Genomic DNA, 19139 nt, shown 5'->3' on the forward strand with positions numbered 1-19139 from the left:
CGGGACAGCGGTCCGCACGACCCCGGCCCGGAACGGGCGCCGATGGGGTCCACCATCACCGACGACGGAAGTAGGGCGCCATGGCCGAGAGGAATCGACCCGGTGACGCCGGCGGCCCGGCCGACGACGAGGTGTTTGACGACGTCGTCGCCGATGACGCGGAGTCCAACGACGATCTCGAGGCCGAGCCGGTCGGCCGCGGCGGCACCGCCGTCGCGGAGCGCACCAAGGACGAGGCGCCGAAGAAGAAGAAGGAAGCCCGTCGCTCCGGCATCTTCGGCCGCATCGGTGGTTTCGTCCGTGAGGTCGTCAGCGAGCTGCGTAAGGTCATCTGGCCGACCCGCAAGGAGCTGCTGACCTACACGTCGATCGTGATCGTCTTCGTGACGGTCATGACCGCCATCGTTGCTGTCTTGGACTACGGGTTCGGCAAGGGCATCCTGTGGGCCTTCGGCGGCTAGTGACCTAGAAAATTCTTTGGAAGTGAGCGAGCGTGCCTGAGTACGACGACGAGACCGCGCAGTCCGCCGACGAGCTCTCGTCGGTGGCCACGGCGGAAACCGACGAGTCGGTCGAGGCCGCCCCCGCCGCCGAGACGGTGCAGGACGAGGACTTCGACCCGGTGCAGGAGCTGCGGCAGAAGCTGCGCTACGCCCCGGGCGAGTGGTACGTCGTGCACTCCTACGCCGGTTACGAGAACAAGGTCAAGGCCAACCTCGAGACCCGGATCACGAGCCTCGACATGGAGGACTTCATCTTCCAGGTCGAGGTGCCGACCCGCGAAGAGGTCGAGGTCAAGAACGGCAAGCGCCAGCAGGTCAACAACAAGGTCTTCCCGGGCTACATCCTGGTCCGGATGGATCTGACCCCCGAGTCGTACTCCTGCGTTCGCAACACGCCCGGGGTGACCGGCTTCGTGGGCGCCACCGACCGGGTCGACCGGCCGGCGCCGCTCTCGCTGGACGAGGTGCTCAAGTGGCTCGCACCCGCCGTCGAGCAGGAGGAAAAGAAGGCCAAGCCCGAGATCAAGGTCCTCGACTTCGAGGTCGGCGACTCGGTCACGGTCACCGACGGCGCGTTCGCCTCGCTGCCGGCCTCGATCAGCGAAATCAACGCCGACCAGCAGAAGTTGAAGGTTCTGGTCTCCATCTTCGGTCGCGAGACCCCGGTGGAGCTCAACTTCAACCAGGTCACCAAGATCTGACCAAGAAGTCAGTGGGAGGGGCTTCATTCGAAAGCCCCGCCATCTACCACAGGAGTAAACAGAAATGCAGCGCAGCAAGGGCTACCGCAAGGCGGCCGAGTCGATCGACCCCAACAAGCTCTACGAGCCCGCCGACGCCATCAAGCTGGCCAAGGAGTCGAGCCCGACCAAGTTCGACGCCACCGTCGAGGTCGCGATGCGCCTCGGCGTCGACCCGCGTAAGGCCGACCAGATGGTCCGCGGCACGGTCAACCTGCCGCACGGCACCGGCAAGACGGCCCGCGTGATCGTCTTCGCCCAGGGCGCCAAGGCCGAGGAGGCCGTGGCGGCCGGCGCCGACGAGGTCGGCACCGACGAGCTCGTCGCCCGCATCCAGGGTGGCTGGCTGGAGTTCGACGCCGCGATCGCGACGCCGGACCAGATGGCCAAGATCGGCCGGATCGCCCGGATCCTCGGCCCGCGTGGCCTCATGCCGAACCCGAAGACCGGCACGGTCACCATGGACGTGACCAAGGCGGTCAACGAGATCAAGGGCGGCAAGATCACCTTCCGGGTGGACAAGCACTCGAACCTGCACCTGATCATCGGCAAGGCCTCGTTCAGCGAAGACCAGCTGGTCGACAACTACGCGGCCGTGCTCGACGAGGTTCTCCGCGTCAAGCCGTCCGCGGCCAAGGGCAAGTACCTCAAGAAGGTCACCGTGACCACCACCATGGGCCCCGGCGTGCCGGTCGACCCGAACGTGGTGAAGGGTCTCAAGGCCGAGGCCTGATCCTCGATCGACGAAGGCCCCCGGGGACACCCCGGGGGCCTTCTTTGTGGCAGGCTTGCGGCCGTGCGTTTCGAGCAGGTGTGGTTCCGGTACGCCCGGCGGGCCGGCTGGACCCTGCGCGAGCTGAACGCCACCGTCGAGCCGGGCGCCACGGTCGTCGTCCTGGGCCGTAACGGCGCCGGGAAGTCCACCCTGCTGCAACTGGCCGCCGGTGTGCTGCGTCCCGGCCGCGGCGTGATCAAGGACCGGCCGGCGGTGATCGGCTGGGTCCCCGAGCGCTTCCCGGCCGACCAGCCGTTCACGGCCCGGGAATACCTTCTCCGCATGGCTTCGGTGCGCGGCGCGTCCCCGCGGTCGGTCGACCGCTGGATCGATCGCCTGCTGCTCAGCGAGCACGCCGGCACCCGTCTCGCCGAGCTCTCCAAGGGCACCGCGCAAAAGGTCGGCCTGGCCCAGGCCGTGCTGGTCCCGCCCGGCCTGCTGGTGCTCGACGAGCCCTGGGAGGGCCTCGACTCGGTCGCCCGCACCCTGATCCCCGACATCGTCCGCGAGGTGACCGCGGCCGGCGGTTCGGTCCTGGTCAGCGACCACCGCGGCGAGATCACCGCGCTGCCGGGCGCGATCCACTGGACGGTCGCCGAGGGTCTGGTGGACGCGGCGGCGGCTTCGCCGGCCGGCCACGAGGAGGATGAGGTGATCGTGGAGGTCGCGGTCCGTCGTTCCGAGGCCGACCGGGCGATGGTCGCGCTGCGTGCCGCCGGTCACCGAGTTCTGGGCGTACGGGAATGAGCGCGCTCGTCCGGATGCGGGTCGCCGGCTTCGTGCGGGGCGGCCGGGCCCTGCCGCCCCTGATCGCCGTCCTGGTCGTGCTCGGCATCATCTACGGCGGGGGAGCGTCGCCCGCCTCGGTCGCCTACGGCTACTCGGCCGCCGCCCTGTTCCCGGTGCTCGCCTGGCTGACCAAGCTCCTGCTCGACACCGAGCCCGATGTGCAGCGCCGCCTGGCCCGCTTGGCGGTCGGCCCGGCCCGGGAGGCCACCGCCGGTCTCCTCGCCGCCGTCGTGCTCTCCCTGGCCGTCTGCGCGGCCGCCATGGCCGCTCCCTGGCTGTTCGGCGGCATCGACACGAGCCAGGCGCTCGGCAGCGGCGTCCTTCTCGGCGTCCTGGCCCACCTGCTGGCCGTGCCCCCGGCCGTCGCGGTCGGCGCCCTGGCCAGCCGCGCGGTCACCGGCAGCGTCCGCCTGGGTGTGACGGTGCTGGTGGTGTCGGCGATGCTGGTGGTGGTGTTGGGCCTGAGCGGGTCGTTCGCCCCGTGGCTGGTCCCGCCGGTCATGGCCACCGCCCGGGCTCTCAACGACCCGGCCGTGCCCCCGGCCGGCGAGCTGACCCTCCTGGTCGCTTGGGCGGCTCTGTGGTGCGCGGTGGCGTATGCCGGATATGGATGGCTGCGGCGCGCCCGCTCCTGATTTGGCGAGGGCGGCGCGACCGCGTACTGTTGCATCTCGAAGTTCCACCCATAGACCGCTGGTCGCCGCGGCAGCCGTCACCCACGACGGACGCCGCGCCGAAGGTCCCGCAGGATGCGGGCGGCCCGCGCAGGGAGAACGGTTAGCATCCGGCTGATCAAAAGCCTGTCGCCCCGTGCCCTGTGCCCGGGGCGTTTCTCATTTTCGTGGTTCCTTCTCCCTGACCAGTGGCGCTGAGCACTGAGAGAGGAGGGACATGGCGGACAAGCCGGTCCGGGCCGACAAGGCCAGCGCCGTCGCCGAGCTGACGGAGGACTTCCGCAACTCGTCGGCCACCGTGTTGACCGAGTACCGCGGCCTCACGGTCAAGCAGCTCACCGAGCTGCGGCGCTCGCTCGGCAAGGAGACCAAGTACTCCGTGTCGAAGAACACGCTGTCCAAGCGTGCGGCGACCGACGCGGGTATCGAGGGCCTCGACGATTTGTTCACCGGTCCTACCGCGCTCGCCTTCATCACCGGCGACCCGGTCGAGGCGGCCAAGGGCCTTCGGGCCTTCGCCAAGGCCCACCCCGTCCTGAAGATCAAGGGCGGAGTCTTCGAGGGTCGCGCGATCACGGCTGACGACGTCAACAAGATCGCTGACCTCGAGTCTCGTGAGGTTCTGCTGGCCAAGCTGGCCGGCGCCATGAAGGGCAACCTGTCCAAGGCGGCCGGCCTCTTCCAGGCCCCGCTGTCGCAGGTGGCTCGCCTCGCGGCCGCCCTGCAGGAGAAGCGCGAGAAGGACGGTCCCGCGGAGGCCTGAGCCACCGCGAACCAGTACGACTTTTGATCAGAAGCTAGGAAAGGTTGCCAGACATGGCGAAGCTCAGCACCGACGAGCTGCTCGACGCGTTCAAGGAGATGACGCTGATCGAGCTGTCCGAGTTCGTGAAGCAGTTCGAGGAGACCTTCGAGGTCACCGCGGCTGCTCCGGTCGCCGTGGCGGCCGTCGGCGGTTCCGGCGGCGGCGCCGCTGCCGAGGCCGAGCCGGAGAAGGACTCGTTCGACGTCGTCCTCGAGAGCGACGGCGGCAAGAAGATCCAGGTCATCAAGGTCGTGCGCGAGCTGACCGGCCTGGGCCTCAAGGAGGCCAAGGACGCCGTCGAGGGTGCCCCCAAGGCCATCCTCGAGGGTGTCAACAAGGAGAAGGCCGAGGCCGCCAAGGCCAAGCTCGAGGGCGAGGGCGCCAAGGTCACCCTCAAGTGATCTGACGCTCCACGCTTTTCTCTTGCGAATGGCGGAGACCCGGGGTCCGGGTCTCCGCCATTCCACTTTCGGAGGCATTGTCCCAGCTAGCGGCGATGCGCGAGGCTGTCGGCCACCCGACCGGCAAAGTCGCTTTAATCGGGCAAATCATGGGCTATGGTCGCTAGGACGTGCCCGCCGGGAGGCGGCACATGTCCGACCCGCGGCGCAGCCCTTGACTGAGTGTCCGCTGACAGGCACGCTGACATCAGCAAGTTCTCCGCGCTTGCGACAGCCGCCCTGCGGGGGGTCCGGTCTTCAACGGGCTTCCGGCAGACGGCACCGAGGGAGACAAGCCGCGTTTAGAGCGGCCCCGGCATTGGGCACTGACCATGGAGGCGCAGGTCAGAGGCCGTCGGGGACACGTTCCGCAGGCCCCCTCTGGTGTGGGCTGGACAGCGGTTAGCCGAGCGGCTACACTGCTAGTTTGCGCTGCCTTCTGCCTTGAGCCCTGCCAGGACATCCATCTGGGTGACTTCCTGGGGGCTCGTTACAGTGCCTACAAACGAGGGCAACGCAAACAGTTGCATACCGCAGCTGCAGCCGCATCAGCAGCACCGGTCCTCGGAAGGACGCATCTTGGCAGCTTCCCGCCCTGCGAAGACCAGCCGTACGTCGAGCGCTTACGCACCCCGCCGTGTCTCTTTCGGCAGGATCACCGAGCAACTAGAGGTCCCCAACCTCCTCGCACTCCAGACCGAGTCCTTCGACTGGCTGGTGGGCAACGAGGCTTGGCAGGCCCGGTCGACGGACGACCCGCATGCCCAGTCGGGCCTCGCAGAGATCCTCGAAGAGATCAGTCCCATTGAGGACTTCTCCGGCACTATGTCGCTGTCCTTCTCGTCTCCCCGATTCGACGAGGTCAAGGCCTCGATCGAGGAGTGCAAGGAGAAGGATCTGACTTACTGCGCGCCGCTGTTCGTGACCGCGGAGTTCACCAACAACACGACTGGCGAGATCAAGAGCCAGACCGTGTTCATGGGCGACTTCCCGATGATGACCCCCAAGGGGACGTTCGTCATCAACGGCACCGAGCGGGTCGTGGTGAGCCAGCTCGTCCGCTCGCCGGGCGTGTACTTCACCAAGGAGCCGGACAAGACCTCCGACCGCGACCTCTCCAGCGTCAAGGTCATCCCCAGCCGGGGCGCCTGGCTGGAGTTCGACATCGACAAGCGCGACACCGTGGGTGTCCGGATCGACCGCAAGCGCCGGCAGGCCGTCACCGTCCTGCTCAAGGCGATCGGCTGGTCGGCCGACCAGATCCGGGAGCGGTTCGGCTGGTCCGAGCTGCTCATGACCACCCTCGAGAAGGACCACATCGCCGGGCAGGACGAGGCCCTGCTCGACATCTACCGCAAGCTCCGCCCGGGCGAGCCCCCGACCCGGGAGAACGCGCAGACCCTGCTCGACAACCTCTTCTTCAACCCGAAGCGGTACGACGTCGCCAAGGTCGGGCGCTACAAGTTCAACAAGAAGCTCGAGATCGACGTCCCGATCGACCGGGGCGTTCTCACCGAAGAGGACATCGTCAAGACCGTCGAGTACCTCTGCCGGCTGCACGCCGGTGAGGAGGGCTACGAGGCCGACGACATCGATCACTTCGGCAACCGTCGCCTGCGCACCGTCGGCGAGCTCATCCAGAACCAGGTCCGTGTCGGCCTGTCCCGGATGGAGCGGGTCGTCCGTGAGCGCATGACGACTCAGGACGTCGAGGCGATCACGCCGCAGACCCTGATCAACATCCGCCCGGTGGTGGCGGCGATCAAGGAGTTCTTCGGCACCTCCCAGCTGTCGCAGTTCATGGACCAGACCAACCCGCTGGCGGGCTTGACCCACCGGCGCCGGCTGAGCGCGCTCGGCCCGGGTGGTCTGTCGCGTGAGCGGGCCGGCTTCGAGGTTCGCGACGTGCACCCGTCCCACTACGGCCGGATGTGCCCGATCGAGACGCCCGAGGGGCCGAACATCGGTCTGATCGGCGCGCTCGCGACGTTCGCGCGGGTCAACCCGTTCGGCTTCATCGAGACGCCGTACCGGAAGGTCGAGAACGGCACGGTCACCGACGAGGTCCACTACCTGACCGCCGACGAGGAGGACCGGTACATCAAGGCCCAGGCGAACGCCGTGGTGAGCAGTGACGGCACGTTCGCCGAGGATCGCGTCCTGGTCCGCCGGAAGGGCGGTGAGGTCGACTACGTGCCCGGCACGCAGGTCGACTACATGGACGTATCGCCGCGGCAGATGGTCTCGGTCGCGACCGCGATGATCCCGTTCCTCGAGCACGACGACGCCAACCGCGCGCTCATGGGCGCGAACATGCAGCGTCAGGCCGTGCCGCTGGTCAAGGCCGAGGCGCCGCTGGTCGGCACCGGCATGGAGTACCGTGCCGCGGTCGACGCCGGCGATGTGGTCGTGGCCGAGGTCGGCGGCGTGGTCGAGGACCTCTGCGCCGACTACGTCACGGTGCACCAGGACGACGGTCACCGCCGTACCTACCTGCTGCACAAGTTCCGCCGCTCGAACGCCGGCTCCTGCGTCAACCAGAAGCCGGTCGTGTTCGAGGGTGACCGGGTCGAGGCCGGCCAGGTCATCGCCGACGGCCCGTGCACCGACGACGGAGAGATGGCCCTGGGCCGCAACCTCCTCGTCGCGTTCATGTGCTGGGAGGGCCACAACTACGAGGACGCGATCATCCTGTCGCAGCGCCTCGTGCAGCAGGACGTGCTCACCTCGATCCACATCGAGGAGCACGAGGTCGACGCCCGGGACACCAAGCTCGGCCCGGAGGAGATCACCCGCGACATCCCCAACGTCTCCGAGGAGATGCTGGCGGATCTCGACGAGCGGGGGATCATCCGGATCGGCGCCGAGGTCGTCCCCGGCGACATCCTGGTCGGCAAGGTCACGCCCAAGGGCGAGACCGAGCTGACCCCCGAGGAGCGGCTGCTCCGCGCGATCTTCGGTGAGAAGGCGCGCGAGGTCCGCGACACCTCGCTGAAGGTGCCGCACGGCGAGACCGGCACGGTCATCGGCGTTCGCACCTTCTCCCGCGAGGACGGCGACGAGCTGCCCCCGGGCGTGAACGAGCTGGTCCGCGTGTACGTCGCGCAGAAGCGGAAGATCCAGGACGGCGACAAGCTCGCCGGCCGGCACGGCAACAAGGGCGTCATCTCCAAGATCCTCCCGGTCGAGGACATGCCGTTCCTCGAGGACGGCACCCCCGTCGACATCGTGCTCAACCCGCTCGGTGTGCCCTCGCGGATGAACATCGGCCAGGTGCTGGAGACCCACCTCGGGTGGATCGCCAAGACCGGCTGGGAGGTCGAGGGCGACGACGCCGACTGGAAGCGGCAGCTGCGGGCGATCGAGGCGCACGAGTCCCCCAAGGACTCGAACGTCGCGACCCCCGTGTTCGACGGCGCTCAGGAGGAGGAGATCAAGGGCCTCCTCGAGTCGACGCTGGTCAACCGCGACGGGAAGCGGCTGGTCAACGGCGACGGCAAGGCGCAGCTGTTCGACGGCCGCTCCGGTGAGCCGCTGCCGGACCCGATCTCGGTCGGCTACGTCTACATCCTCAAGCTGAACCACCTGGTCGACGACAAGATCCACGCGCGGTCGACCGGCCCGTACTCGATGATCACGCAGCAGCCGCTGGGTGGTAAGGCGCAGTTCGGTGGCCAGCGGTTCGGCGAGATGGAGTGCTGGGCCATGCAGGCCTACGGCGCGGCCTACGCGCTGCAGGAGCTGCTCACCATCAAGTCCGACGACGTGCTTGGCCGCGTGAAGGTCTACGAGGCCATCGTCAAGGGCGAGAACATCCCGGAGCCGGGCATCCCGGAGTCCTTCAAGGTGCTGCTCAAGGAGCTGCAGTCGCTGTGCCTGAACGTTGAGGTGCTGTCCAGCGACGGCGTGGCCCTGGAGATGCGCGAGACGGACGACGAGGTTTTCCGGGCCGCGGAGGAACTCGGTATCGACCTGTCCCGGCGCCCGAACGAGGGCGTCAGCAGCGTCGAAGAGATCTGACGGATGGTGGCCCCGGCATCGCATCAGAAATCGGGGCCACCCCCCGCCGGCCTTGAATTCACCCGAGCAACGAAACACGAGGGATAGTCCAAGTGCTCGACGTCAACTTCTTCGACGAGTTGCGTATCGGCCTGGCGACCGCCGACGACATCCGGCAGTGGTCGCACGGCGAGGTCAAGAAGCCCGAGACGATCAACTACCGCACCCTCAAGCCCGAGAAGGACGGACTCTTCTGCGAGAAGATCTTCGGTCCGCAGCGGGACTGGGAGTGCTACTGCGGCAAGTACAAGCGGGTCCGGTTCAAGGGCATCATCTGTGAGCGCTGCGGCGTCGAGGTGACCCGGTCCAAGGTCCGCCGTGAGCGCATGGGCCACATCGAGCTGGCCGCGTCGGTCACGCACATCTGGTACTTCAAGGGTGTGCCGAGCCGGCTGGGCTACCTGCTCGACCTGGCTCCCAAGGACCTCGAGAAGATCATTTACTTCGCCTCGTACGTGATCACGAGCGTGGACGCCGAGGCGCGTCACCGCGACATGTCCACGATCGAGAACGAGATCTTCGCGGAGAAGCGCCAGTCCGAGAACGGCCGCGACTCGGAGATCGAGAAGCGTGCCGCCAAGTTGGAGCAGGACCTCGCGGAGCTCGAGGCCGAGGGCGCCAAGGCGGACGTGCGCCGCAAGGTCAAGGAGGCCGGCGAGCGCGAGATGCGCCAGATCCGCGACAAGGCGCAGCGCGAGATCGACCGCCTCGACGAGGTGCTCGACACCTTCCGCAAGCTCGATTCCAAGCAGCTGGTCACCGACGAGCTGCTCTACCGCGAGCTGCGCGACCGCTTCGGTGAGTACTTCACCGGCGGGATGGGCGCCGAGGCCATCAAGGCGCTGCTCGAGAACATGGACCTGGACGCCGAGGCCGAGAACCTGCGGGAGATCATCCGCAGCGGCAAGGGCCAGCGGAAGATCCGTGCCCTCAAGCGGCTCAAGGTCGTCGCCGCGTTCCTGAACACGCGCAACTCGCCGCTGGGCATGGTGCTCGACTGCGTCCCGGTCATCCCGCCGGACCTGCGCCCGATGGTGCAGCTCGACGGTGGCCGCTTCGCGACCAGCGACCTGAACGACCTGTACCGCCGGGTCATCAACCGGAACAACCGGCTCAAGCGCCTGATCGACCTGGGCGCGCCCGAGATCATCGTCAACAACGAGAAGCGGATGCTGCAGGAGGCCGTCGACGCGCTGTTCGACAACGGCCGCCGCGGCCGGCCGGTCACCGGCCCGGGCAACCGCCCGCTGAAGTCGCTGTCCGACATGCTCAAGGGCAAGCAGGGCCGGTTCCGGCAGAACCTGCTGGGCAAGCGCGTCGACTACTCCGGCCGTTCGGTCATCGTCGTCGGCCCGCGGCTCAAGCTGCACCAGTGCGGCCTGCCCAAGCAGATGGCGCTGGAGCTGTTCAAGCCGTTCGTGATGAAGCGCCTGGTCGACCTGAACCACGCGCAGAACATCAAGTCGGCCAAGCGGATGGTCGAGCGTCAGCGGCCGGTCGTGTGGGACGTCCTGGAGGAGGTCATCAGCGAGCACCCGGTGCTGCTGAACCGCGCGCCGACCCTGCACCGCCTCGGCATCCAGGCCTTCGAGCCGCAGCTGGTCGAGGGCAAGGCGATCCAGATCCACCCGCTGGTCTGCACGGCGTTCAACGCCGACTTCGACGGCGACCAGATGGCGGTGCACGTGCCGCTGTCCGCCGAGGCGCAGGCCGAGGCCCGGATCCTGATGCTCTCGTCCAACAACATCCTCAAGCCGGCCGACGGCAAGCCGGTCACCATGCCCACCCAGGACATGGTCATCGGTCTCTACTACCTGACGCACCAGACCGCCGGTGCGAAGGGCGAGGGCCGGCTGTTCTCGTCGGACGCCGAGGCGCGGATGGCCTTCGACAACGGCGAGCTGCACCTTCAGGCGAACGTGAAGATCCGTCTTCGCGACGTCGTCGGCGTGGACAACGGCGCCAGGGACGCCAAGTGGGAGGCTCCGGAGGGCTGGACCGAGGGCGAGCCGCTCCTGGTCGAGACCACCCTGGGCCGCGTTCTCTTCAACGAGACGCTCCCGCCCGGGTACCGCTTCGTCAACTACGAGATCCGCAAGGGTCAGCTGTCGGCGATCGTCAACGACCTCGCCGAGCGCTTCCCCAAGGTCGCCCTGGCGGCGACCCTGGACGCGCTCAAGGAGGCCGGCTTCCACTGGGCCACCTGGTCCGGTGTGACGATCGGCATGGGCGACGTCATCGGGCCTCCGCGCAAGCCGGAGATCCTGGCCCGCTACCAGAGCGAGGCCGACAAGATCGACAAGCAGTACCAGCGTGGTCTGATGACTGGTGAGGAGCGCCGCGGCGAGCTCATCGAGATCTGGACCAAGGCGACCAACGAGATCGCCGCCGAGATGTCGACGGCTCTCCCGCAGGAGAACCCGCTCTGGGTGATGATCAACTCGGGCGCCCGTGGCAACCTGCTGCAGCTGCGGCAGATCGCCGCGATCCGTGGCCTGGTGGCCAACCCGAAGGGCGAGATCATCCCGCGGCCGATCACGTCGTCGTACCGCGAGGGTCTCACCGTGCTGGAGTACTTCATCTCCACGCACGGCGCCCGGAAGGGTCTGGCCGACACCGCGCTGCGTACCGCCGACTCGGGTTACCTGACCCGGCGTCTGGTGGACGTCTCGCAGGACGTCATCATCCGCGAGGAGGACTGCGGCACCGACCGCGCGATCCCGATGCAGGTGGCGGACCGCGAGCCGGACGGTTCGCTGGTGGTGCACACGCACGCCGAGACCGGCGTGCACGCCCGTACGCTGGCCGACGACGTCAAGGACGCCGGTGGCAACGTGGTGGTGCCGCGGGGCTCGGATCTCAACTCGATCCTGGTCGACAAGCTGGTCGCCGCGGGCGTCGAGAACGTCCGGGTGCGCAGCGTGCTGACCTGCGAGTCGAAGCTCGGCGTGTGCGCGGCCTGCTACGGCCGCTCGCTGCCGACCGGCAAGGGGGTCGACATCGGCGAGGCGGTCGGCATCATCGCCGCCCAGTCCATCGGTGAGCCGGGCACGCAGCTGACCATGCGTACCTTCCACACCGGTGGCGTCGCGGGTGAGGACATCACCCAGGGTCTGCCGCGTGTGCAGGAGATCTTCGAGGCCCGCGTGCCCAAGGGCAAGGCGCCCATCGCCGACACCCCGGGACGCATCCGGATCGAGGACGGCGAGCGCTCGCGGAAGATCATCGTGGTGCCGGACGACGGCAGCGAGGAGATCGTGTACGACAAGATCTCCAAGCGCGTCAAGCTCCGCGCCCACGACGGCGACCACGTCGGCGTCGGCGAGAAGCTGACCGAGGGCACCATCGACCCGCACGAGCTGCTGCGGATCATGGGTCCGCGGGCGGTCCAGGTCCACCTGACCCAGGAGGTCCAGGAGGTCTACCGCTCGCAGGGTGTGCTCATCCACGACAAGCACATCGAGATCATCATCCGCCAGATGCTCAAGCGGGTGACGGTCATCGACTCGGGCGCGGCGGAGTTCCTGCCGGGCGTGCTGGTCGACCGGGCGCTCTTCGAGTCGGAGAACCGCCGGCTCGTCGGCGAGGGCGGCGAGCCCGCCGCCGGTCGTCCGGTGCTGATGGGTATCACCAAGGCCTCGCTGGCCACCGACTCCTGGCTCTCGGCGGCCTCCTTCCAGGAGACCACCCGGGTGCTGACCGACGCGGCGATCAACTCGCGCAGCGACTCGCTCGTCGGCCTCAAGGAGAACGTCATCATCGGCAAGCTCATCCCGGCCGGTACGGGCATCAGCAAGTACCGCAACATCCGGGTCGAGCCGACCGAGGAGGCCAAGGCCAAGGTGTACTCGATGACCGGATACCCGGAGACCGACTACGGCTTCGGGCCGGCCAGCGGGCAGGCTGTGCCGCTGGACGACTTCGACTTCGGGTCGTACCGCTGACGGTTGCATGAGGCGGAGGGCGGTCGCGCGCTGCGCGGCCGCCCTCCGCTTTCCGTATCGGCTCGTTCCTAAGATGGGGTGGTGACCGTCCCCGCTGCCGCCGACGCGCCGCCCGCGCGCCATCCCCTGGATCCCGATCCGGCGCCCTCGACGAAGGCGCGGGCCGTCTTCGCCCTGGGCGTTGCGGCCTTCCTGACCGGGGCGTTCGTGGGCGGTGTGATTCCCGCCACCATCGCGCTGCTGCTGGCGCGCCAGGCCGCCCGGGACGCGTACGCGTCCCACGGATACCTGACCGGGTCGGCGTGGATCCGGCGCGGGCGGCGCCTGGCCTGGGCCGGCATCGTGCTGGCCCTGGCGACGCTGGTCGTCGCTACCATCGCCGGCCTGCTGCACCTCGCCTCGGCGCCGTCCGGGCCCGACTTCGCGCCCGGCACCGACTGAGCATCCCCGGGCTGCGCCGTGCCCCGTACGAGTGACATCCTCGTCTGATGAGCCAGCAGCCGTATCCGATGGCGCCCGTGCCGCCGCCCCCGCCCAACGGCCGCTGGCAGCCGGAGCGGGTCGACGTCGTGCCCGGCACCGAGTTCGGGCTGGTCCAGCTGCGGGTCGAGCCGATCACCTCGGGCATGGCGATCGGTTCCCTGGTGGCCGGCATCGCGGCCATCCTGGTGTCGCTCATCGTCTTCTGCTTCGGCCTGGTGGGCGCGAACGGCGGCTGGGGCGCGCTGGTCGCCGGCGCCTTCACCCTGCTCAGCGTGATCGTGGGAATCGGCGCGATCATCGTCGGCCTGGTCGCCCGCCGGCAGATCCGCGGCTCGGGCCGTACCGGTCAGGTGCGCTTCACCGGCCGCGGCGTCGCGACGGCCGGGATCTCGTGCGGGTCCGCGGGCGCGGGAATTGCCCTCGCGGGCCTCGCGTTGTCACTGGTGTTGCAGTTCTCCTCCGGGGCGTGACCACTCGCCGTGGGGCGTGATCGTGAACACCCGATCCGGTATCCCGGCACCGAGGCAATGTCGTCCCGGGACACCCGGTACACTCGTATCGGAGATATCCGTCGCGAGGAGCAGGCGTCATCGATAGGACTCAGGCACATCGATAGGATTTCGCGTCCGCGGGGCCTGGCCTCTGTCGATTTTGACCTGGCTGCTTGTGGTGGGTACTCTTTCCCTCCGTGCCCGGGCTTGCCCGGGCAACTCGTGCGTGCGCCCGAGTCGACAACAAGGACGGGGTAATAAGCACGCCGAGGATCGACGTTCCGATGTGACGGGACGACGACGCAGACAAGACCCGGTGCGCGTGACCACGCGTGGCGGGACCGTGAGCCGGACGACACGCCCGACCGCGGGTGCCGGAGCATCCGGCACACAGAGGCATAACGAGACGGTGCGGCCGCGGAAGGACGCGGCCGAAGGGAGCGGAGAAACCCGGTGCCCACGATCCAGCAGCTGGTCCGAAAGGGCCGCCAGGCGAAGACGAGCAAGACCAAGACGCCGGCGCTGAAGGGAAGTCCCCAGCGGCGCGGCGTGTGCACGCGCGTGTACACCACCACCCCCAAGAAGCCGAACTCTGCGCTGCGCAAGGTCGCTCGTGTGAAGCTCAGCAGCCAGATCGAGGTCACGGCGTACATCCCGGGCGTCGGCCACAACCTGCAGGAGCACTCGATCGTGCTCGTGCGTGGCGGCCGTGTGAAGGACCTGCCCGGCGTCCGCTACAAGATCGTCCGTGGTTCGCTGGACACCCAGGGTGTCCGCAACCGCAAGCAGGCCCGCAGCCGTTACGGCGCGAAGAAGGAGAAGAGCTGACATGCCGCGTAAGGGCCCCGCTCCGCGCCACCCGGTGGTCGCGGACCCGGTTTACAACTCCCCGCTGGTCACGCAGCTGATCAACAAGATCCTGATCGGTGGCAAGCGTCAGCTGGCCGAGCGCATCGTGTACGGCGCGCTCGAGGGTTGCCGGGAGAAGAGCGGCACCGACCCGGTCGTGACGCTCAAGCGTGCGATGGACAACGTCAAGCCAACCCTCGAGGTCCGCAGCCGCCGTGTCGGTGGCGCGACCTACCAGGTGCCGGTCGAGGTCCGTACCCCGCGGCAGACCACGCTCGGTCTGCGCTGGCTGGTCCAGTACTCCAAGGCCCGCCGGGAGAAGACCATGATCGAGCGTCTCCAGAACGAGCTGCTCGACGCCAGCAACGGCCTCGGCGCCGCCGTCAAGCGGCGCGAGGACACCCACAAGATGGCGGAGTCCAACAAGGCCTTCGCGCACTACCGCTGGTAAGACCCCGCCGCGGGCCCGGAGATCCCCGGGCCGTCCGGCAAGTCGTACCGGTTCACGAGACGACGACGAAGAAAAGTAGGGATTGAAGTGGCCGCCGCAGACGCGCTTGCCAACGTACGCAACATCGGCATCATGGCGCACATCGATGCTGGTAAGACCACGACCACCGAGCGAATCCTGTTCTACACCGGTATCACGTACAAGATCGGTGAGGTCCACGACGGCGCCGCCACGATGGACTGGATGGAGCAGGAGCAGGAGCGCGGTATCACGATCACTTCCGCCGCCACCAAGGCCGAGTGGAAGGGTCACACGATCCAGATCATCGACACGCCCGGCCACGTCGACTTCACGGTCGAGGTCGAGCGGTCCCTGCGCGTGCTGGACGGCGCGGTGGCGGTCTACGACGGCGTGGCCGGCGTGGAGCCGCAGACCGAGAACGTCTGGCGTCAGGCGGACAAGTACCACGTCCCCCGGATGTGCTTCGTCAACAAGCTCGACCGGACCGGCGCCGACTTCTTCCGCTGCGTGCAGATGATGATCGACCGGCTCAACGCCACTCCGCTGGTCCTGCAGATCCCGATCGGGCTCGAGGCCGACTTCATCGGCGTCGTCGACCTGGTCGAGATGCGCGCCCTCACCTGGCGCGGCGAGACCGTGAAGGGTGAGGACTACGCGGTCGAGGAGATCCCGGCCGACCTGGCCGACTCCGCGAGCGAGTGGCGCGAGAAGCTGATCGAGACCCTGGCCGACGTCGACGACTCGATCATGGAGAAGTACCTCGAGGGCGAGGAGCTCTCGGTGGGCGAGATCAAGGCCGCCATCCGGCGCGCCACGATCGCCAGCAAGGCCAACCCGGTGCTGTGCGGCTCGGCGTTCAAGAACAAGGGCGTTCAGCCCATGCTCGACGCCGTGGTCGACTACCTGCCGTCGCCGCTGGACATCCCGGCCATCGAGGGCACCGCGACCGACGGCGAGACGCCGATGCAGCGCAAGCCGTCGAACACCGAGCCGTTCTCGGCGCTGGCCTTCAAGATCCAGACCGACAAGCACCTCGGCAAGCTCACCTACGTGCGGGTCTACTCCGGCACGCTCGACTCCGGCTCCCAGGTGGTCAACTCCACCAAGGACCGGAAGGAGCGGATCGGCAAGATCTATCAGATGCACGCCAACAAGCGTGAGGAGCGCGCCACCGCGCACGCCGGCGACATCATCGCCGTGCAGGGTCTCAAGCAGACCACCACCGGTGACACGCTCAGCGACCCGGCCAACCCGGTCATCCTGGAGTCGATGACCTTCCCGGAGCCGGTCATCCAGGTCGCCATCGAGCCGAAGACCAAGTCGGACCAGGAGAAGCTGGGCACCGCGATCCAGCGCCTCGCCGAGGAGGACCCGACGTTCCGGGTCTTCAACGACGAGGAGACCGGTCAGACCATCATCGCCGGCATGGGCGAGCTTCACCTTGACATCCTCGTCGACCGCATGCGTCGCGAGTTCAACGTCGAGGCGAACATCGGCAAGCCGCAGGTCGCGTACCGCGAGACGATCCGCCGCAAGGTGGAGAAGATCGAGTACACGCACAAGAAGCAGACCGGTGGCTCGGGTCAGTACGCCCGCGTCATCGTCGGCATCGAGCCCCTGCCGCTCACCGCGGACGGCCCGACCTACGAGTTCGTCAACGCCGTCACCGGCGGCCGCATCCCCCGGGAGTTCATCCCGTCGGTGGACGCGGGCGCGCAGGACGCCATGCAGTACGGCGTGCTGGCCGGCTACCCGCTGGTCGGTGTCAAGCTGACGCTGCTCGACGGCCAGTACCACGAGGTCGACTCGTCCGAGATGGCGTTCAAGATCGCCGGTTCGATGGTGATGAAGGAGGCGGCCCGCAAGGCCGACCCCGCTCTCCTCGAGCCGATGATGTCCGTGGAGGTCACCACCCCCGAGGACAACATGGGCGACGTGATCGGCGACCTCAACTCCCGCCGTGGCATCATCCAGTCGATGGAGGAGCGCTCCGGGGCCCGGGTTGTCAAGGCGCTGGTTCCGCTGTCCGAGATGTTCGGCTACGTCGGCGACCTCCGGTCGAAGACGGCCGGCCGGGCCAGCTACAGCATGCAGTTCGACTCCTACGCCGAGGTTCCGCAGAACGTCGCGAAGGAGATCATCGCGAAGGCGACCGGCGCGTAAGCGTCCCGGTCCAGACGCGTTGAGGCGCGTGCGGGTCGTCGCGATCCGCACGCGCGCGAGCAGTCGACAGAGTCCCAGTCGCCTTATCGGGCGTGCCGGGCAAAGTAATGATCAGTCCACAGGAGGACACCAGTGGCGAAGGCGAAGTTCGAGCGGACTAAGCCGCACGTCAACATCGGCACCATTGGTCACATCGACCACGGTAAGACGACGCTGACTGCGGCCATCACCAAGGTCCTGCACGACCAGTACCCGGACCTTAACCCGTACACCCCGTTCGACGAGATCGACAAGGCGCCGGAGGAGAAGGCCCGCGGCATCACGATCTCGATCGCGCACGTCGAGTACCAGACCGCGGCGCGCCACTACGCGCACGTGGACTGCCCCGGCCACGCCGACTACATCAAGAACATGATCACCGGTGCCGCCCAGATGGACGGCGCGATCCTGGTGGTCGCCGCGACCGACGGCCCGATGCCGCAGACCAAGGAGCACGTGCTCCTGGCCCGCCAGGTCGGCGTTCCGTACATCGTCGTGGCGCTGAACAAGTCGGACATGGTCGAGGACGAGGAGCTCCTGGAGCTCGTCGAGCTCGAGGTCCGCGAGCTGCTCAGCACCTACGAGTTCCCGGGCGACGACGTACCGGTCGTGCGCGTCTCGGCGCTCAAGGCGCTCGAGGGCGACGCGGAGTGGACCGAGCGGCTCATGGAGCTGATGAACGCGGTCGACACCGCGATCCCGCAGCCGGAGCGCGACACCGACAAGCCGTTCCTCATGCCGATCGAGGACGTGTTCACGATCACCGGTCGTGGCACGGTCGTCACCGGCCGGGCCGAGCGCGGCATCCTCAAGCCGAACGAGGAGGTCGAGATCGTGGGTATCCGCGAGAAGTCGACCAAGACCGTTTGCACCGGCATCGAGATGTTCCGCAAGCTGCTCGACGAGGCCCGCGCGGGTGAGAACGTCGGTCTGCTGCTGCGTGGCATCAAGCGCGAGGACGTCGAGCGCGGCATGGTCGTCATCAAGCCGGGCACCACGACCCCGCACACGGAGTTCGAGGGCCAGGTCTACATCCTCTCGAAGGAGGAGGGCGGCCGGCACACCCCGTTCTTCCAGAACTACCGCCCGCAGTTCTACTTCCGCACCACGGACGTCACCGGCGTCGTCACGCTGCCCGAGGGCACCGAGATGGTCATGCCCGGCGACTCCACCACCATGTCGGTCAAGCTGATCCAGCCGATCGCCATGGAGCAGGGCCTGAAGTTCGCGATCCGCGAGGGTGGCCGCACCGTCGGCGCCGGCACGGTCACGAAGATCAACGCCTGATCAGTACCCCGATTAGCGTTGCCGGGGAGTATCCGGCATACTAGTCAGGTTGCGTCCGCGCGGGTGGCCAGATTCTGGTGGGCTCAAGTGCCATCGGAGCTGGTCACCCTCGCCGGGTGTCCGGGTGTGTTTTTGGCCCGCCCGGCACCTCAGATCCCCGTGATCGAGTTGCTTGATAAGGCTGCATAGCGACGGCAGGCGCGACACGCCCGACCGCGGGGGTCGGACAACGCAGGATCAAGGGTCCTGCGGGCATACGAGAGCCACCGCTTTCGTACGTAGCGGCATCGAGAGAAGGAAACAGAAGCCACCATGGCGGGACAGAAGATCCGCATCCGGCTCAAGGCCTACGACCACGAGGTCGTCGACTCCTCGGCGCGGAAGATCGTGGAGACGGTGACGCGTACCGGGGCGCAGGTTGCTGGCCCGGTGCCGCTGCCCACGGAGATCAACCGTTTCTGCGTGATCCGTTCGCCGCACAAGTACAAGGACTCGCGCGAGCACTTCGAGATGCGCACGCACAAGCGTCTGATCGACATCATCGACCCGACCCCGAAGACGGTCGACTCGCTCATGCGCCTCGACCTTCCGGCTGGCGTCGACATCGAGATCAAGCTGTAGGGATC

At 67.7% G+C, this 19139-nt stretch carries 16 protein-coding genes; all 16 read left to right on the top strand.

Translation table 11 applies throughout. The annotated features are described in order from the left end of the window. Positions 1–80 precede the first annotated feature (80 nt). The 16 genes from secE (at position 81) to rpsJ (ending at position 19134) form a co-directional block, all read left to right on the top strand. Complete coding sequence (secE, locus tag ACFQS1_RS06380; protein WP_378965173.1) at positions 81–461, top strand: preprotein translocase subunit SecE; 381 nt, start codon at positions 81–83, stop codon at positions 459–461. A gap of 32 nt (positions 462–493) precedes the next feature. Next, positions 494–1204, top strand: coding sequence for a transcription termination/antitermination protein NusG (gene nusG, locus ACFQS1_RS06385; RefSeq protein WP_378965174.1), 711 nt, complete (start codon positions 494–496; stop codon positions 1202–1204). Positions 1205–1268: 64 nt separating this feature from the next. Further along, positions 1269–1976: a 50S ribosomal protein L1 gene (rplA, locus tag ACFQS1_RS06390; protein ID WP_378965175.1), complete on the top strand. Its 708-nt coding sequence runs from the start codon at positions 1269–1271 to the stop codon at positions 1974–1976. A gap of 63 nt (positions 1977–2039) precedes the next feature. Continuing rightward, positions 2040–2765: an ATP-binding cassette domain-containing protein gene (locus tag ACFQS1_RS06395; protein ID WP_378965177.1), complete on the top strand. Its 726-nt coding sequence runs from the start codon at positions 2040–2042 to the stop codon at positions 2763–2765. Further along, on the top strand, positions 2762–3442 hold the full coding sequence (locus ACFQS1_RS06400) for a hypothetical protein (protein ID WP_378965178.1): 681 nt from the start codon (positions 2762–2764) through the stop codon (positions 3440–3442). Before ACFQS1_RS06395 ends, ACFQS1_RS06400 begins: the two co-directional genes overlap by 4 nt. A gap of 256 nt (positions 3443–3698) precedes the next feature. Beyond that, the gene (rplJ, locus tag ACFQS1_RS06405) at positions 3699–4244 is read left to right on the top strand and encodes a 50S ribosomal protein L10 (RefSeq protein ID WP_378965179.1); all 546 of its coding nucleotides are present in this window, start codon (positions 3699–3701) and stop codon (positions 4242–4244) included. A 53-nt stretch (positions 4245–4297) separates the two neighbouring features. Beyond that, the gene (rplL, locus tag ACFQS1_RS06410; protein ID WP_378965180.1) at positions 4298–4687 is read left to right on the top strand and encodes a 50S ribosomal protein L7/L12; all 390 of its coding nucleotides are present in this window, start codon (positions 4298–4300) and stop codon (positions 4685–4687) included. A 618-nt stretch (positions 4688–5305) separates the two neighbouring features. Further along, positions 5306–8746, top strand: coding sequence for a DNA-directed RNA polymerase subunit beta (gene rpoB, locus ACFQS1_RS06415; RefSeq protein ID WP_378965181.1), 3441 nt, complete (start codon positions 5306–5308; stop codon positions 8744–8746). Between the two features lie 92 nt (positions 8747–8838). Continuing rightward, a complete protein-coding gene (locus ACFQS1_RS06420) occupies positions 8839–12729 on the top strand; it encodes a DNA-directed RNA polymerase subunit beta' (RefSeq protein WP_378965182.1) in 3891 nt (1296 codons plus the stop codon). Between the two features lie 78 nt (positions 12730–12807). Continuing rightward, the gene (locus ACFQS1_RS06425; protein ID WP_378965184.1) at positions 12808–13170 is read left to right on the top strand and encodes a hypothetical protein; all 363 of its coding nucleotides are present in this window, start codon (positions 12808–12810) and stop codon (positions 13168–13170) included. A gap of 47 nt (positions 13171–13217) precedes the next feature. After that, a complete protein-coding gene (locus ACFQS1_RS06430; RefSeq protein ID WP_378965185.1) occupies positions 13218–13682 on the top strand; it encodes a hypothetical protein in 465 nt (154 codons plus the stop codon). A 474-nt stretch (positions 13683–14156) separates the two neighbouring features. Further along, positions 14157–14531 carry a 30S ribosomal protein S12 gene (gene rpsL / locus ACFQS1_RS06435; protein ID WP_014440718.1) on the top strand — a complete coding sequence of 125 codons (375 nt, stop codon included), beginning with the start codon at positions 14157–14159 and terminating at the stop codon, positions 14529–14531. 1 nt (position 14532) lies between these two features. After that, a complete protein-coding gene (gene rpsG, locus ACFQS1_RS06440) occupies positions 14533–15003 on the top strand; it encodes a 30S ribosomal protein S7 (RefSeq protein ID WP_020513583.1) in 471 nt (156 codons plus the stop codon). Between the two features lie 87 nt (positions 15004–15090). Beyond that, positions 15091–17187: an elongation factor G gene (gene fusA, locus ACFQS1_RS06445; protein WP_378965186.1), complete on the top strand. Its 2097-nt coding sequence runs from the start codon at positions 15091–15093 to the stop codon at positions 17185–17187. A gap of 132 nt (positions 17188–17319) precedes the next feature. Continuing rightward, positions 17320–18513: an elongation factor Tu gene (tuf, locus tag ACFQS1_RS06450; RefSeq protein WP_378965188.1), complete on the top strand. Its 1194-nt coding sequence runs from the start codon at positions 17320–17322 to the stop codon at positions 18511–18513. Positions 18514–18825: 312 nt separating this feature from the next. Next, positions 18826–19134: a 30S ribosomal protein S10 gene (gene rpsJ, locus ACFQS1_RS06455; protein WP_007073037.1), complete on the top strand. Its 309-nt coding sequence runs from the start codon at positions 18826–18828 to the stop codon at positions 19132–19134. Positions 19135–19139: the final 5 nt, after the last annotated feature.

This window comes from Paractinoplanes rhizophilus, assembly GCF_042664765.1.
GTDB lineage: Bacteria > Actinomycetota > Actinomycetes > Mycobacteriales > Micromonosporaceae > Actinoplanes > Actinoplanes rhizophilus.